The sequence below is a fragment of the Allobosea sp. OAE752 genome (assembly GCF_050433265.1).
In the GTDB taxonomy this organism is placed as follows: Bacteria; Pseudomonadota; Alphaproteobacteria; order Rhizobiales; family Beijerinckiaceae; genus Allobosea; species Allobosea spartocytisi.
Map to the genome: position 1 here is coordinate 442,709 of NZ_JBNPXO010000004.1, position 14,721 is coordinate 457,429.

The window sequence follows — 14,721 nt, forward strand, 5'->3', positions numbered from 1 at the left end:
TCGCTGGGCTGGTCTTCTGCGGCGAAGCGCCGCGGACCACATCGCCGAAACTTCACTTTGGAACGATGACAATCAACCGCGCATCGAGCGCGGCCGTCATGCGTCGAGGGCATGCAAACGGACATCTTTTTGAAACCACTTCACCCGAAAGCATGATGATCGCATCGGGCGACCGCCCGGCCCTTGTTATCGCCACGGCAATATGCGACCGCCGGCCAACGCAAACCCGCCTCACGGGCCGCTGCCTTGATCACCGTCAAAGCCACCCCTCCCGACACGTCGTCTCCCGATACGCCGCAGGGGCTGCGCGCGCTGATCCGGTCCAGCGAAATCGGGATCGTCGTCCTGGCGTCGGTGGTTGGCGTCCTGGCCGGCATTGTCGTCGTCGCGATGTCGCTGGCGACGCAGTTCCTGCACGAGCGGATCTTCGGCATCGCCAGCGGCCAGCGGCTTTCGATCGCGAGCGGCATTCCGCCCTGGCGGGCCATTGCCGGGCCGGTGGCCGGCGGCCTCGTCGTCGGTTTCGCCTCCTGGTTCTTCTTCCGCCGTCGCAGCCAGCCGGTCGACCCGATCGAGGCCAACGCGCTGCATGGCGGGCGCATGTCGATGCGCGACAGCATCATCGTCGCGCTCCAGACCATCGGCTCGAGCGGTTCCGGCGCCTCGGTCGGGCTTGAAGCCGGCTACACGCAGGCCGCCAGCGGGCTGGCCTCCCATATCGGACGCCGGTTGCGCCTGCGCCGGGCGGATATGCGGCTCATCGTCGGCTGCGCTGCCGGCGGTGCGATCGGCGCCGCCTTCGACGCGCCGCTGACCGGCGCCTTCTACGCCTTCGAGCTCATCCTCGGCAGCTATTCGATCGCGGTCTTCGTGCCGGTCATGGCCGCGACCTTCATGGCGACCGTCACGCATGATCTGCTCTCGCCGGCCCTGCTCTCGGTCGAGGTGCCGGCGATCGGCTCGATCACCATCTCGGACCTGCCGCTGGTCGTCCTGCTCGGCTCGGCCTGCGGCCTCGTCGGCATCGTCGTGATGCGCGCCGCCGCCTTCGTCGAGGCGGCCTTCCGCCGCTCGCGCATCCCGACCTATCTGCGACCGGCCTTCGGCGGCCTCGTCGTCGGCGCGCTCGCCATCTGGATTCCCTCGGTCTTCTCCGCCGGCCACGGCGCCATCAACCTCTATCTCGGCATGGATGCGAGCCTCGGCCTGCTGGCGCTGGTGCTGGTCGCCAAGGCGCTGGCCTCCTCGGTCTCGATCGGCTCCGGCTTCCGCGGCGGCCTGTTCTTCGCCTCGCTGCTGCTCGGGGTCCTGACCGGCCGGCTCTTCATCGGCCTGCTCACCCCATTCTTCCCCAATCTCGTCGGCCACGAGACCTTGTTCGCGCTGGTGGGGATGAGCTCGCTTGCCGTCTCGATCGTCGGCGGGCCGATGACGATGGCGCTCCTGGCGCTGGAGATGACGGGCAATCTCAAGCTCACCTTGGCGGTGATGGGCGCGGCTGGCGCCGCCTCGCTGGTGACGCGCCGGCTCTTCGGCTACTCCTTCGCGACCTGGCGCTTCCATCTGCGCGGCGAGAGCATCCGCGGCGCCTATGATGTCGGCTGGATCCGCGATCTCACGGCCGGCAGCATGATGCGTCTCGAAGTGCCGAAGATCGAGGCGGACGCGCCGATCGCCGAGGCCCGGCTGAAATATCCGCCCGGCTCGATCAACTACCTCGTCGCCGTCGGCCAGAACGACGCCTATGCCGGCATGATCCCGCCGGGCGCACTCTACGAGCCCGACCCCGCGCTCGACGAGCAGGCCGCGGCCGAGCCGGCGCCGCGCACCGTGCGCCATCTCCTGCGCAACGGCGACAAGATGCTCCTCGCCAACATGTCGGTGCGCGACACGCTGAAGCTGTTCGACGAGGCGGAGAGCGAGGCGCTGCCGGTGGTGGCTGATCGCGAGAGCCGGCGCCTCGTCGGCATCCTCAGCGAGGCGCATGCGATCAAGCGCTACAGCGAGGAGGTCAGCCGCCGCAATCGCGAGCTGACGGGCGAGTAGCCTGCCTTCCCTTTTCCGCCGATGATCTGAGAAGCCGCCGGCTCAGGCCGAGCGCAGGCTTGCCTGCGCAACCACACGCCATTCCGCGATCGGGACATCCTGCCCCGAGGTGACGACGCCGATCCGGTCGAAGCGGATGCTGCGTCCGGCGAGCCGCGCATTCACCTCCCGGATGGCTTCGGCCTTCGCCGCTGCCACGACCGGGCCGTAGAGCAGCGAGACATGCGGCATGAAGCTGTCGAGGCCGTCGGGATCGAGCGCGCGCTTGAGCTTCGCCAGCGGCGACGAGACCGCGAAACGCGCGTAGAATGAGCGGAAGAAGGCGTCGCTTCCCTCGACGACGGCGACCGGTTCCGCAAAGGCTTCGACCGTCGCCGCGGCCTCCGCCACCGCGCGTTCCAGGGCGGCAGGGGGCTGGGCGTGTCGCCGCGCAGCGTCAGATGCGGGGCGAAGATGGGCGTGCCGAAACGGCCCGATAATTCGCCGACGAGAGCCGCCATCATCGCCTCGTCATCGGCGGCCGGCAGAAGCCAGAGGGAATGAATTCCGGTTGTCATCCAAGTTTCACAAAGCTCTTGCATAGACTGCGCCCCGTACGTAACATTTATTTCAAAAGGATCGGCAATGGAAGAAATATTCCAGTTCGCCGGCGGCCGGGGAAGGGCCAGGGAGTAGCTGTCTTGCAGGTGGAAACGCAGCCCAAAACCGGCAGCGGCGCGGCGATCAGCGTGCGCGGTCTCGAGGTCGCCTATAGTGGCACGCGGGTGCTGCACGGCATCGATCTCGACTTCGCGCCCGGCAGTTTCACGGCGCTGCTCGGCTCCTCCGGCTGCGGCAAGACCACGCTGTTGCGCTCCCTTTCCGGCTTCGTTCCGGTCGAGGCCGGCTCCATCGTCGTCGGCGGCAAGGATATCGCCGGCCTGCCGCCTGAGAAGCGGGGCATGGCGATGGTCTTCCAGTCCTATGCGCTCTGGCCGCATATGACCGTGCTGCAGAACATCGGCTATGGCCTCAAGCTGCGCGGCAAGTCGAAGGCGGAGATCGCCGCCCGGGTCGCCGAGGTGCTGAGTTTCCTCGGCTTGTCCGGCTACGAGGAGCGCAAGGTCACGGCGCTGTCGGGCGGCCAGCGCCAGCGCGTCGCGCTGGGCCGTGCGCTCGCGATCGACCCCGGCATCCTGCTGCTCGACGAGCCGCTTTCCAATCTCGACGCCAAGATCCGCATGACGATGCGCCATGAGATCAGGGCCATCCAGCAGCGGCTCGGCCTCACCGCCGTCCATGTCACCCATGATCGCGAGGAGGCCATGACCATGGCCGACCGGCTGGTGATCATGCAGGCGGGTCATATCGCGCAGGTCGGCACGCCCGAGGAGGTCTATGACCGCCCGGCCAGTGCCTTCGTCGCCAATTTTATGGGCGCCGAGAACGTATTGCCGCTCCATGTGGAGCGCGGCGAGGGGCAGGCTGCCATCGCTGCCGGCGACGCCCGTGCGACGCTTGCCGGCGAAGCCGCCGCCGCACTGCCGGCCGGCGAGGCGCTCGCCTATTTCCGCGACGATGTCGCAAGCCTGGGCAACCTCGATGCGCCGGCTTCGGGGGGCGATCTCGTCGTCCCCGGCACCATCGCCGCACGCGCCTATCCCGGCGGCATCTACCGCTACAAGGTGGAAGCCGCCGGTCGCCAGATCACGGTCGACGATGTCGGCCGTCACGAACTCGGAACGAAGGTCGGTCTGCGCATTCCGCTGCAGCGCCTTCACATCTTCCCGGCGACCGAGGCCGGGATTGCCGCCTGACAGGGAGTCAGACACATGCGCATTATCACGCTTGCCTGCTCACTCGCTGCGCTGATTGTGGCATCGCCGCTATCCGCGCAGACCCTCAACGTCGCCTCCGCGGGCGACCAGAACATGGTCGATTACGTCAAGGACTATCTCGGGCCGATGTTCGAGAAGGCCCATCCGGGCGTGAAGGTCGTCTCTGTCGGCACCGGCCCCGGCGATGCCGGCTCGCAGAAGATCTACGAGAAGCTCGACGCCCAGAAGGGTTCGGCCACGACCGATTTCGACGTCGTCGTGATCCACCAGAAGGCCGCCGGCCAGATGGTCAAGGAAGGCCTGCTCGCCAAGTACACGGCCAATGTCGACACTTCGAAGCTCGTTTCCAGCGAGACGGCGAAGAACTCGCTCGGCTCCGACGTCTCCGGCTATGTCATGCCGATGTTCCAGTCGCAGACGGCGCTCGCCTACAACGCCGACATGCTGAAGAACCCGCCCGCCAACTTCACCGAGCTGAAGGAGTGGGTGAAGAAGAACCCGAAGCAGTTCGGCTATAACGGCATCAAGGGCGGCATGTCCGGCGTCGCTTTCGTCGCCGGCTGGGTCTACGCCTTCGGCGGCGACGCCAACAAGCTGATCCAGGGCCCTTATGACGCGGCCGAGAAAGCCAAGTGGGACGCCGCCTTCGGAGAGCTCAAGGAGTTCAACAAGAACGCCGTGATCACCCCCGGCAATGCCGGCACGCTCGACATGCTCAACCGCGGCGAGATCGCGATGGGACCGGTCTGGGTCGACATGTTCTATTCCTGGCAGGCCGACGGCAAGCTGCCGCCGAGCATGAAGCTGAAGCTCGCCTCGCCCGGCATGCCCGGCCAGCCGATGTATTATTCGGTTCCGGAGAAGTCGGCTCAGAAGAAGCTGGCCGAGGAGTTCATCGCGCTCGCCACCAGCCCGCAGGTCCAGGCCGACGGCATCGTCAAGAAGTTCAACTGGTATCCGGGCATCGACGCCAAGAACCTCGAAGGCAAGCTCGACAAAGCCGCCTGGGACAAGCTGTTCACCGACATCACCCCGGCCGACCTGTCCAAGAACGCTAAGCCCTTCCCGATCGCGCCCTACTTCAACGACATCCTCGAGGGCTACGAGAAGAAGGTCGCGAACTGAGATTCGCCTGCTGGGGCGGCGTGGGAAACCACGTCGTCCCGGGCCTCATCCTCCGTCATCCTCGGGCTTGACCCGAGGATCTCATGACCAGTTCGCTCTGGTTTCCGAGATGGTCGGGTCAAGCCCGACCATGACGGCATTTTCCGCCGCCGCGATTGGTTTAGCCGGAACCAAAGAATGTCCCTTTCCCAACGCAATCTCGCCCTGCTGCTGATCGCGCCCGGCCTCGCGCTCGTGGCCGCGCTGTTCATCTACCCGCTCAGTTTCTCGCTGATCTCGGCCTTTACCGGGCCGGAGGGGGGCTTCTCGCTGCAGGCCTTCGGCAAGGCCTGGGAGCTCTATTCCGGCGACGTCGTCTTCACCGTCGTCATCGTGCTCGCCTCCTGCCTGTTCACCGCGATTGCCGCGATCGTCATCGCCGGCACGCTGACGCTCGGCGAGAATCCTTACATCGTCGGCACGCTGAAGGCGCTCTATCGCTGGCCGCTCTTCATCCCCTTCATCGTCGCGGCGCAATGCATGCGCACCTTCCTCGCCAAGAACGGGCTGATGAACAACAGCTTCGTCTCGCTGGGCCTGATGGAGCCGCTGCAGGCGGTGAGCTTCCTCGACTGGCGCGGCATCATCGCCACCTTCGTCTGGAAGCAGACGCCCTTCGTCGCGCTGCTGCTCGCAGGCGCGCTGGCCTCGATCGACCGCGCCACGCTCGAAGCCGGCCGCAATCTCGGCGCCTCGCGTCTGCGGGTGATGATCGAGCTCGCCCTGCCGCAGGTGATGCCGACGCTGCTCGTCGCGCTCGTCCTCTCCTTCGTGACGATGCTCTCGGTACTCTCGGTGCCGATGATGGTGGCGGGCTCGCAGCCGACCATGCTGACCGTCGACATGGCCTTCCGCATCAATGCCTATGGCGACTACGCCACGGCCAACGCGCTCGGCGTCATCACCTATCTGATCTCGGCCGGGGCGGCGATCATCTATCTCAAGCGCGGCATGGCGAAGGAGGGCACGCCATGATGCGCCTTGCTTCCACGGCACGGGCGACGCTCGCCGCCTTCCTGCTCGCCGCCTTCGCCTTCGTGCTGATCGGCCCGCTCGCGAACCTCGCGCTCTGGTCCGTCGCCGAGCGCTGGTACACGCCCTACAAGCTGCCGGTCGTCTACGGCACGCGCTACTGGGAGCAGGTCTTCCGGCCGACCGGCGACGCCATGGCCTCGCTCGGCACCTCCGTCTGGATCGCGGTGCTGACGGTCATCGTCGCGCTCGCGCTCTCGATTCCCGCCGGCTACGCGCTGGCGCGATTGAAGCTGCCGGCGCGCGCCTTCTTCATGATCCTGTTCCTGCTGCCGCAGGCGTTCCCCTCGGTCGCGATCTACATCAACGTCGCCCGCATCTTCTACCAGCTCGGCATCAACGGCACGGTCTTCGCCGTCGTGCTGGTCCATGCCGCCCATGGTCTCGTCTATTCCGTCTGGATCGCGGCGGCCGCCTTCGGCGCCGTCGACCGGGATCTGGAACTGGCGGCCCGCAATATCGGCGCCTCGCCGCTCAAGGCCTTCTTCTCGGTGACGCTGCCGCTGGCCGCGCCCGGCATCATCGCCAGCGGCATCTTCGTCTTCCTGGAGTCGCTCGACGAGTTCACCGGCACCTTCTTCGTCGGCGTGCCGCAGGTCACGACGCTGCCGCTGCTGCTCTACAACGCGGCGATGGGTGGCAATTATCAGGTCGCCTCGATCACCGCGCTGATCCTGCTGGTGCCCTCGGTGCTGTTCATGCTGTTCATCGAGCGCTTCCTGCGCGCCGATGTCCTCGCCAAGGTCGGTGCCTGAACGGCATCGGCCGATTGTCCGGCGCCTCCGGCGGGCGTAAGCGCTTGTCGATGACGATCGGTCAGAGATTAGCCTTCGACCTGCGCCAGCTCGCGGTCTTCTGCGCCGTCGTCGAGACGGGCAGCATGACCAGGGGCGCCCGCCAGCTCGGCCTGACGCAATCGGCCGCCTCGCAGCTCGTCGCCGCGCTGGAGAAGGCGATGGGCGTTCCGCTGATCGACCGCGATATCCGCCCGGTCCGCGCCACCATGGCCGGGCGACTGCTGGCCGAGCGCGGGCAGGAGTTGCTGCGGCAGGCGCATGAGCTCGACACCGCCGTGCGCCTCAATGCCCGCGACGCCATTCCGGCGCTCAGGATCGCGATGATCGATTCGCTCAGCACGACGCTGGGGCCGGATTTCATCCGTGAATTGCGCAAGAGCTTTCCGCGCTACGCCTTGATCGCCAATCCGCGCGAGCTCAGCGAGCAGCAGTTCAACGCCCGCCAGATCGACATGATCGTCGGCGTCGACTTCCTGCAGGAGGTCGAGACGGCGATGGCGATTCCGCTGCTGGCGGAGCCTTTCGCGCTGGCCTTGCCGGCCGAGTGGGACATGGAGGTCGGCAAGCTTTCCGATCTGACCGGCCGCAGCATGATCCGCTACACGCTGCGCACCAGCACGGGCCGGCAGGTCGAGCAGGCGCTGAGCCGGCTGCGGCTCGATTTTCCGCGCGAGGTCGAGAGCGATACCGCCGAGACGGTGCTGACCATGGTAGCGGCCGGCCTCGGCTGGGCCATCACCACGCCGCTGATGGCGCTGCAGGCCCGCTCGCGCCTGGCCGGCGTGCGCCTGCTGCCGGTGCCGGGGCTGAGCCTGCGGCGGCGGGTCGATCTCTATGCCCGCAAGGGCGAGCTCGGTGCGATTCCCCAGGAGATCGCCGCCATCCTGCACACGCTCATCCAGGACAAGCTCGTGCCGGAATTGCGGGAGGTCGCGCCCTGGATCGGCGACGGCTTGCGGGTTTTCCCCCAGCCCCGCGGCTGATGCGCTTCAGGCCTTCGCGCCTGCCGAGCCGAGATAGTCGATGGCGCAGGCGATGTGCAGCTTCATCACCGCGATCACCTCCTCCAGCGTCGCATGCTCCTCATCCGTGCCCATGCTGATCGGGGAGGGGCCGCAGATCAGCGCCGGTACGCCGCGCCAGCGCCAGTAGCGTGTGTCGGTGCCGCCGAGGCTTGAGACGGGCGGTGCGTCATGGCCGAGCAGGTCGCGGATATTGCCGCGCAGGATATTGGCCATCTCGCTGAAGGGGTCGGTCAGGCTCGCCGGATAGCTGTGGTCCTCGTTCACGACCATCTCGCAATCGGCTTCCCGGGCGAGGGCTTCGAGATCGGCGCGGATCGCGTCGCGGTCCGAGCCGATGGGCACGCGCATGTCGAGATGAGCGATGCAATGCGTCGGGATCTGCGTCGCCTTCTGCCCGCCCTGCATGATGCCGACATTGACGGTGATGCGCCGGGCGATGTCTGCGGCACCTTTCCCAAGATTGTGGTCGGCCGCCGCGATGGTCTCGGGCGAGGTCAGCACCGCGTCGATCTCGGGCGGCAGCGTCGCGAGCTTGAGGTGGTAGCGGTCATAGATCAGGGTCACCAGCCGGCTGACATCGGCGATGGGGTTGCGGGCCCGGTGCGAATAGCCGCCATGGCCGCCGATGCTCTTTGCCGAAAGCGAGAAGCGCAGCGTGCCCTTTTCGGTGAAGCGCAGATTGGAGAGGCCGCTCGGCTCGCCATTGAGGCAGCAATCGCCGACCATCTCGTTCTCGAAATTGTCGAACAGGAATTTCGTGCCGTAGCGCCCGCCCGACTGCTCGTCGGAGACGACGGTCAGCGTCAGCGCGCCGTTCAGCCAGCCGCGATAGGGGTAGAGCCAGCAATAGGTCAGGATCGAGGCGAGCGTGCCGGTCTTCATGTCGGAAGCGCCGCGGCCCATGATCTTGCCGTCGACGATCTCGGCCTCCCAGAGCCTCTCATTGGTGACCGGGAAGATGTCCATATGGCCGTTGAGCACGAGATGGCGGCCGGGATTTCCGGTCTCCCAGCGGCCGATGATGTTCGGCATCTCCGGCGTGAAGGCCTCGGTGCGATGTGGCACGCCCGCCTTGTCCAGCAGCTCGCGCACGAAGTCTGCGGCCTCGCGTGTATCGCCTGGCGGATTGACGCTCTTGATGCGCAGGAAGCGTTGCAGCAGCGCCAGAATCTCGTCGCGGCGCGCATCGACGGCCTGGAGCAATTCGGCCTTGAGCTTGGCGGGGTCCCTGGTCATCGTGCTACCGGCAGCTTGCATGGTTGGATCGTCGATGGCGCGATCCAACCATGGCGAGGCTCGTGGCTGGCTCTTCATGGTAAAATCTAATGAAGAGCATCAACTTGCCTTCTTCTGTGGTGGGGGGCTCTGCCCTCAGCCCTTGCCGCGCAGTGACATGCCGCGGGTGATCTCGGTCTTCTCCAGCCGGCAGGCGACGCAATAGGCCGGGTTGAAGACGTTCGCGACATCGTAGCGCACCGCCTGTCCGAGCAGATGGCTGGCCTCGACGGCATCGACGCCGAGATCGGCCTGGATCCAGCGCAGCATCTCGGTGGTTGCGAATTGCAGCGGCTGGTCGAGCGGGCGCCCGGCGGCGATGACCAGCAGATCGGTCGCGGTCTCGCAGCGCGGCCAGCGCAGGCCCTGCTGCTTGCGCAGCTCGACGCGGAACTCGACCTCGAACGAGGTCTCGACGCCGGTGCCGGCGATCTCGCCGTCGCCTTGGCAGGCATGGCCGTCGCCCAGGAAAAACAGGGCGCCGGCCGCGAAGACCGGGAAGGCGATGGTCGCGCCCGGACCGAAGAACCGATAGTCCATATTGCCGCCATAGGGGCCGCTCGTCGCCGTCGAGATCGCCTGGCCGCGCTCGGGCGCGACGCCGAAGCAGCCGAGCATCGGCGCGAGCGGGAAGCTCCACTCCTTGATGCGCGGCGAGGGCTCGTGCAGCTTCACCGTGCCGGCCGTCGCATCGATCGCCCATTCATACCGTTCGCGCTTCGGCAGATCGGCCAGCGCGGCCGGGTCGAGCACGCCGGGCGCCAGCGGCGAATAGGTCCAGCCGGTGCCGCGATTCGGCGTCATCCGCTCGATCGTCACCAGCAGCGCGTCGCCGGGCTCGGCGCCGGTCACGAAGAACGGACCGGTCATCGGGTTGCCGCGCGGCGCCTTCTGGCCGCCGTCATGCCCGACCCCGGCCGCGTCGAGCGTCGTCGTGACGACGCTGTCGCCGCTTGCGATTTCCAGCACGGCCGGCAGGGTGCCGATCACGTTCGAATACTGCGTCGGCTGGAAATGATGGCGCGTCATGACGGACCTCTGCTGCGGCAAGCTTACGCGAAGCGGCGATCCGCTCCGTGGTGAAATCGTAAGGGAAGAAGCGCGGCCGGGAAGGGGCAACGACGGCAGGGCGCCCTGCTCGTTTCGCCGGGACAGGTCGGTGCCGAGTGGGAGACGCATGGATCGTCCGCCCGGCGCGGCGACAAAGGGAAGGCGATCGGCGGCCTGTCATCAGCCTGTCGCAAGAGGGCTTGCAGAAGCACCTTCCCCATCTTCTGCACCCGATGTCGATGTTTCGTTTCCTGGCCCTTCGCAGTCTGCGCGCTTTGCTGACCATCGCGATCTGCGTGTCGGCCGTGTTCCTCGCCTTGCGCCTGGCCGGCGACCCGGCCGAGATCATGCTGCCGAGCGATACGCCGCCGGATGTGCGGGCTCATTATCGTGAGGCCTGGGGCCTCGACCGGCCGCTGGCCGAGCAATATCTGCGCTATGTCGCCAGCGCGGTTCGCGGCGATTTCGGGCTGTCCTTCGCCGATGACCGGCCGGCCTTCGCCGCCGTGGTGGAGGCCCTGCCGAAGACCTTCCTACTCGGCTCCTCCGCGCTGATGCTGGCGCTCCTCGTCGGTCTGCCGCTCGGCGTCCTCGCCGCCTTGCGCCACAACCGCGCCGCCGACCGGCTCGCCATGGCAGTGGCGGTGTTCGGCTATGCCATTCCCGTCTTCTTCCTCGGCATCCTGCTCATCCTGCTCTTCGCGCTGAAGCTGCGCGTGCTGCCCTCGGCCGGCTCGGACAGCCTCTGGCACCTGATCCTGCCGACGGTGACGCTCGGCCTGCCGCTCGCGGGAAGGCTTGCGCGCTTCGCCCGCACCGCGACGCTGGAAGTGTTGGGCAAGCCCTATATCCGGGCGGCGCGCGGACGCGGCGTGATGCCGCTTCGCGTGATCATCCGGCATGCCCTGCCCAATGCGGCGGTGCCGCTGCTGATGTTCATCGGCATCGAGATCGGCCATATCCTCGCCGGCAGCGCGGTGGTCGAGACCATCTTCGCCTGGCCGGGGGTCGGCCGGCTCCTGGTCGATTCGGTTTCGACGCGCGACCTCGCCGTGGTCCAGGCCGTGATCTTCACCGTGACGGTCATCATGGTCGGCGCCAATCTCCTGGTCGATATCGTGCATATCCTCATCGATCCCCGGCTCGGCGGCTTCTCCCGCGCCCTTGGGAAACAGGCCTGATGGCGGCCGTCGACCTTTCCGCCGCGCCGGCGCCGGCCACCCGCGCCTCCGGCAACCGGATGTCGCCGGTCGTCAAGCTCTCGGCCGGTTTCCTGCTCGCCGTGGTGCTGGTCGCGCTGCTCGCGGATTGGCTGGCGCCGCTGCCCTACACCGCGCAGAACCTCGCCGCCCGGCTGAAGCCGCCTCTCACGGAAGCCGGGGGCACGACCCACTGGCTCGGCACCGACCAGCTCGGCCGCGACATCCTGAGCCGGATGATCTTCGCGGTCCGCACCTCGATCCTGATCGCCGTGATGGGCACCCTGATCGGCGCCATGTTCGGCACGCTGCTCGGCTTCATCGCGGCGCGGCTGCGCGGCTTCGTCGACCAGGCCATCATGATGCTGGTCGATGCCCAGGCGGCGATTCCGGCGCTCTTCCTCGCGCTGACCATGCTGGCCTTCTTCGGCAACAACATCGTCCTGTTCATCATCCTCGTCAGCATCGACGGCTGGGATCGTTATACGAGGCTGGCGCGCGGGCTCGTCGTCTCCGAACAGGAGAGCGACTACATCAATGCCGTCGAGGCGCTGGGTGCGAGCCCCTCGCGGGTCGTCCTGCGCCATCTCCTGCCCAATATCGCCGCGGCGCTGGTGGTTCAGGCGACGCTGAACTTCCCCGGCACGATCCTGCTAGAAACCTCGCTCTCCTTCCTCGGGCTCGGCGTGCAGCCGCCGGGCACCTCGCTCGGGCTGATGCTCGGCGAGGGCCGCCGCTACCTGCTGAACGCCTGGTGGATCGCGATCTTTCCGGGCCTGACGATCTTCCTGACGACGCTGTCGATGAGCCTGTTCGGCGACTGGCTGCGCGATCGTTTCGACCCGACCAGCGAGAGGCACTGACGCGATGCGACCCGGTTTCTTCGCCGCCGCTCCCCGCCCGCTCGCGATCGCGCATCGGGGCGGAGCCCTGCTCGGGCCGGAGAACACGGCCGAGGCCTTCGCGGCTTCCGCCGGGGCCGGCGCCGAGATGGTTGAAACCGATCTGCGCCTGAGCGCGGACGGCGCGTTCGTCTGTCTGCACGATGCCGATCTGACGCGCCTCGCCGGCTATCCGCGACGGGTCGCCGACACCGATCTCGCGACGCTTCGGACCATCCTGCCCGGCCTGCTGACGCTCGACGAGGCGATCGCGGCCTCCACGCCGCTCGGGCTCCTGCTCGACGTCAAGCTGTGCGACCCCGCCATCCTGCCACCGATCCTGGCCGTGCTGGAGGCCGCCGATGCGCTTCCGCGCAGCCTGCTCGGCCTTCGCGACATCGATCTGATCGCGGCGGCGCGCCGGCTGTCGCCGGAGATCGCGATCCTGGCCCTGCTGCCCGACCCCGACAGCGTCGCCGAGGCGCGTGCTGCCGGCGCCGACGGATTCCGTCTCTGGCAGGGCGATGCGACGCCGGAGCGGCTCGATGCCGTGCGCGATGCCGGCATGACCACCGTCATCATGGCCGGCCAGCCGCGTTCGGTGCCCGAGCCCGGCTATCCGCCTTTCCCGGTCGGCCGGATCGATGCGCAGGGCATCGCCCGCATTCTGGCGCTCGGTCCCGACGCCGTGATGCTCGATGATCCCAGCCTGCTTCTCTCGGCCCGAACTGTCACCGGCCCGTCGTCAATCTGATGCAAGGCAGCCGCATCGCGGCGCGGCTTGCCAGCGCCGCTCGATGTCTTGCGAGGAACCCCATGCCCGTCCTGTCCCGCCGCCGCTTCATCGAGGGCGCTGCCGCCCTGCCGGTCGCGTTCGCTCTGCCGACCGCCTTCGCCGCCGATGACAGCCGCCCGAACTTCACCGTCGCGGTGGCCGATCTGCCGGCGACGCTGGAACCGGCGCGCGAGCTCTCCAATGTCGGCACCCGCGTCACCTATTCGATCTTCGACACGCTGATCCGGCGTGATTTCCTCGGTGCTGCCGATGGCGGCGGCTCGGAACTCAAGCCGCATCTGGCGACGAAATGGGAGCGTGTCTCGCCGCAGGAACTCGTCGTCACGCTGCGCCAGGGCGTGAAGTTCCACAATGGTGACGAGCTGACCTCGGAGGACGTCGCCTACACCTTCCGTGAAGGCCGGATGTGGGGCGACAAGGCCCAGATCCCGGGCGGAAAGCCCTATTTCGGCATCCTCGCCGGCGTCGAGCCGATCGACCGCTACACCGTGCGCTTCAAGACCAAGGTCGCCGATGTGCTGCTGGAGCAGCGCCTCGCCTCCTGGTGCGCCTGGATCGTCAATAAGCGCGCCTATGAGGCGATGGGCTTCGAGGCCTATTCGCGCAAGCCGGTCGCGACCGGCCCCTACCGCGTCGTCTCGCATTCGGCCGCCGACGCCACGGTGCTGGAAGCCTTCGACGACTATTTCATGGGCAAGCCGACGGCCAAGCGCGTCATCTTCAAGCGCGTGCCGGAACTGGCGGCGCGCGTCGCCGGCCTCGTCGCCGGCGATTACGACCTCGTCACCAATATCCCGCCCGACCAGATGAGCGTGGTCGGCGGCTACAAGGACATCGACGTGCGCTCGGTCGTGCTCGCGAACGTTCATGTCCTCGCCTATAACGAGCAGGACAAGGTGCTCTCCGACAAGCGCGTCCGGCAGGCGCTGAACTACGCGATCGACCGCCAGAAGCTGGTCGAGGCGCTCTGGCAGGGCACGGCGCAGGTGCCGGCGAGCCATAATTTCCCGGAATACGGCCCAATGTTCGTCGAGGGCCGCAAGCTCTCCTACGACCCAGCCAAGGCGCGGGCCCTGCTCAAGGAAGCCGGCTACAAGGGCGAGCCGATCGTCTACCGGACGCAGGCCAACTACTACACCAATGCGCTCGAGGCCGCGCAGATCCTGACCGAGCAGTGGAAGGCCGTCGGCATCAACGCCTCGCTGCAGGTCGTCGAGAACTCGACCCAGATGCGCGGCGCCAACACGCAGATCTTCAACTGGTCGAACTCGACGCGCCTGCCCGATCCGCTCGGCTCGATCTGGGTGGCCTGGGGCCCGGCCGGCGAGATCCAGGTCTCGAAGTTCTGGACCTCGACGCAGGCCTTCAACAAGGCAGGCACGGCGCTGGAGGCCGAGACCGACCCAGTGAAGCGCAAGGCGCTCTTCACGCAGATGCTCGATATCTGGGAGGATGAGGCGCCGGCGACGATCCTCTATCAGCCGAGCGAGGCCTACGCGATCAAGAAGTCGATCGGCTGGCGGCCGACGACCTTCTACTTCATGGATCTGCGGCCGGACAATCTGAGCTTCGCTAGGGCCTGAGGCTTGGGTTCGGCCTCTGAAATTGGAAAGGGCGGCCATGGGCCGCCCTTTTTGCA

The 14,721-nt window shown here is 67.2% G+C and carries 13 protein-coding genes; 10 read left to right on the top strand and 3 right to left on the bottom strand.

The window, feature by feature from the left end:
* Positions 1-246: 246 nt before the first annotated feature.
* A complete protein-coding gene (locus tag GGC47_RS13755; protein ID WP_429068408.1) occupies positions 247-2,046 on the top strand; it encodes a chloride channel protein in 1,800 nt (599 codons plus the stop codon).
* A gap of 42 nt (positions 2,047-2,088) precedes the next feature.
* Here GGC47_RS13755 and GGC47_RS13760 read toward each other — a convergent pair whose 3' ends face one another.
* Positions 2,089-2,436: a hypothetical protein gene (locus GGC47_RS13760; protein WP_429068409.1), complete on the bottom strand. Its 348-nt coding sequence runs from the start codon at positions 2,434-2,436 to the stop codon at positions 2,089-2,091.
* 296 nt (positions 2,437-2,732) lie between these two features.
* Between GGC47_RS13760 and GGC47_RS13765 the strand changes: the two genes are divergently transcribed.
* From GGC47_RS13765 to GGC47_RS13785, 5 genes are all read left to right on the top strand, one after another.
* Complete coding sequence (locus tag GGC47_RS13765; protein WP_260368385.1) at positions 2,733-3,842, top strand: ABC transporter ATP-binding protein; 1,110 nt, start codon at positions 2,733-2,735, stop codon at positions 3,840-3,842.
* 15 nt (positions 3,843-3,857) lie between these two features.
* The gene (locus tag GGC47_RS13770; protein ID WP_112763833.1) at positions 3,858-4,988 is read left to right on the top strand and encodes an ABC transporter substrate-binding protein; all 1,131 of its coding nucleotides are present in this window, start codon (positions 3,858-3,860) and stop codon (positions 4,986-4,988) included.
* A gap of 177 nt (positions 4,989-5,165) precedes the next feature.
* Positions 5,166-6,002 (top strand): ABC transporter permease, encoded by an 837-nt coding sequence (locus tag GGC47_RS13775; RefSeq protein ID WP_191125023.1) that lies wholly within the window; start codon positions 5,166-5,168, stop codon positions 6,000-6,002.
* A complete protein-coding gene (locus tag GGC47_RS13780; protein ID WP_038366941.1) occupies positions 6,002-6,814 on the top strand; it encodes an ABC transporter permease in 813 nt (270 codons plus the stop codon). Before GGC47_RS13775 ends, GGC47_RS13780 begins: the two co-directional genes overlap by 1 nt.
* A gap of 50 nt (positions 6,815-6,864) precedes the next feature.
* Complete coding sequence (locus tag GGC47_RS13785) at positions 6,865-7,839, top strand: LysR family transcriptional regulator (protein ID WP_429068410.1); 975 nt, start codon at positions 6,865-6,867, stop codon at positions 7,837-7,839.
* A 6-nt stretch (positions 7,840-7,845) separates the two neighbouring features.
* Here GGC47_RS13785 and GGC47_RS13790 read toward each other — a convergent pair whose 3' ends face one another.
* Both GGC47_RS13790 and GGC47_RS13795 read right to left on the bottom strand, forming a co-directional pair.
* Positions 7,846-9,117, bottom strand: a complete 1,272-nt coding sequence (locus tag GGC47_RS13790) for a M20/M25/M40 family metallo-hydrolase (RefSeq protein WP_429068411.1) — start codon at positions 9,115-9,117, stop codon at positions 7,846-7,848.
* A gap of 135 nt (positions 9,118-9,252) precedes the next feature.
* Positions 9,253-10,185, bottom strand: a complete 933-nt coding sequence (locus GGC47_RS13795; RefSeq protein ID WP_429068412.1) for an acetamidase/formamidase family protein — start codon at positions 10,183-10,185, stop codon at positions 9,253-9,255.
* Between the two features lie 260 nt (positions 10,186-10,445).
* On the opposite strand from GGC47_RS13795, the gene GGC47_RS13800 reads away from it, so the two are divergent.
* From GGC47_RS13800 to GGC47_RS13815, 4 genes are all read left to right on the top strand, one after another.
* Entirely contained in the window at positions 10,446-11,387 is a 942-nt protein-coding gene (locus GGC47_RS13800) for an ABC transporter permease (protein ID WP_113253158.1), read from the top strand.
* Entirely contained in the window at positions 11,387-12,268 is an 882-nt protein-coding gene (locus GGC47_RS13805; protein WP_142022226.1) for an ABC transporter permease, read from the top strand. Before GGC47_RS13800 ends, GGC47_RS13805 begins: the two co-directional genes overlap by 1 nt.
* Before the next feature lie 4 nt (positions 12,269-12,272).
* Positions 12,273-13,040 (top strand): glycerophosphodiester phosphodiesterase, encoded by a 768-nt coding sequence (locus GGC47_RS13810; protein WP_113253151.1) that lies wholly within the window; start codon positions 12,273-12,275, stop codon positions 13,038-13,040.
* A gap of 62 nt (positions 13,041-13,102) precedes the next feature.
* On the top strand, positions 13,103-14,665 hold the full coding sequence (locus GGC47_RS13815) for an ABC transporter substrate-binding protein (RefSeq protein WP_142022225.1): 1,563 nt from the start codon (positions 13,103-13,105) through the stop codon (positions 14,663-14,665).
* Positions 14,666-14,721 lie beyond the last annotated feature (56 nt).

Excerpts from the sequence above, each read along its gene's own strand:
- GGC47_RS13770 (WP_112763833.1), top strand. The coding sequence starts at position 3,858 with ATGCGCATTATCACGCTTGCCTGCTCACTCGCTGCGCTGATTGTGGCA.
- GGC47_RS13775 (WP_191125023.1), top strand. The coding sequence starts at position 5,166 with ATGTCCCTTTCCCAACGCAATCTCGCCCTGCTGCTGATCGCGCCCGGC.
- GGC47_RS13780 (WP_038366941.1), top strand. The coding sequence starts at position 6,002 with ATGCGCCTTGCTTCCACGGCACGGGCGACGCTCGCCGCCTTCCTGCTC.
- GGC47_RS13785 (WP_429068410.1), top strand. The coding sequence starts at position 6,865 with ATGACGATCGGTCAGAGATTAGCCTTCGACCTGCGCCAGCTCGCGGTC.
- GGC47_RS13790 (WP_429068411.1), bottom strand. The coding sequence starts at position 9,117 with ATGACCAGGGACCCCGCCAAGCTCAAGGCCGAATTGCTCCAGGCCGTC.
- GGC47_RS13795 (WP_429068412.1), bottom strand. The coding sequence starts at position 10,185 with ATGACGCGCCATCATTTCCAGCCGACGCAGTATTCGAACGTGATCGGC.
- GGC47_RS13800 (WP_113253158.1), top strand. The coding sequence starts at position 10,446 with ATGTTTCGTTTCCTGGCCCTTCGCAGTCTGCGCGCTTTGCTGACCATC.
- GGC47_RS13805 (WP_142022226.1), top strand. The coding sequence starts at position 11,387 with ATGGCGGCCGTCGACCTTTCCGCCGCGCCGGCGCCGGCCACCCGCGCC.
- GGC47_RS13810 (WP_113253151.1), top strand. The coding sequence starts at position 12,273 with ATGCGACCCGGTTTCTTCGCCGCCGCTCCCCGCCCGCTCGCGATCGCG.
- GGC47_RS13815 (WP_142022225.1), top strand. The coding sequence starts at position 13,103 with ATGCCCGTCCTGTCCCGCCGCCGCTTCATCGAGGGCGCTGCCGCCCTG.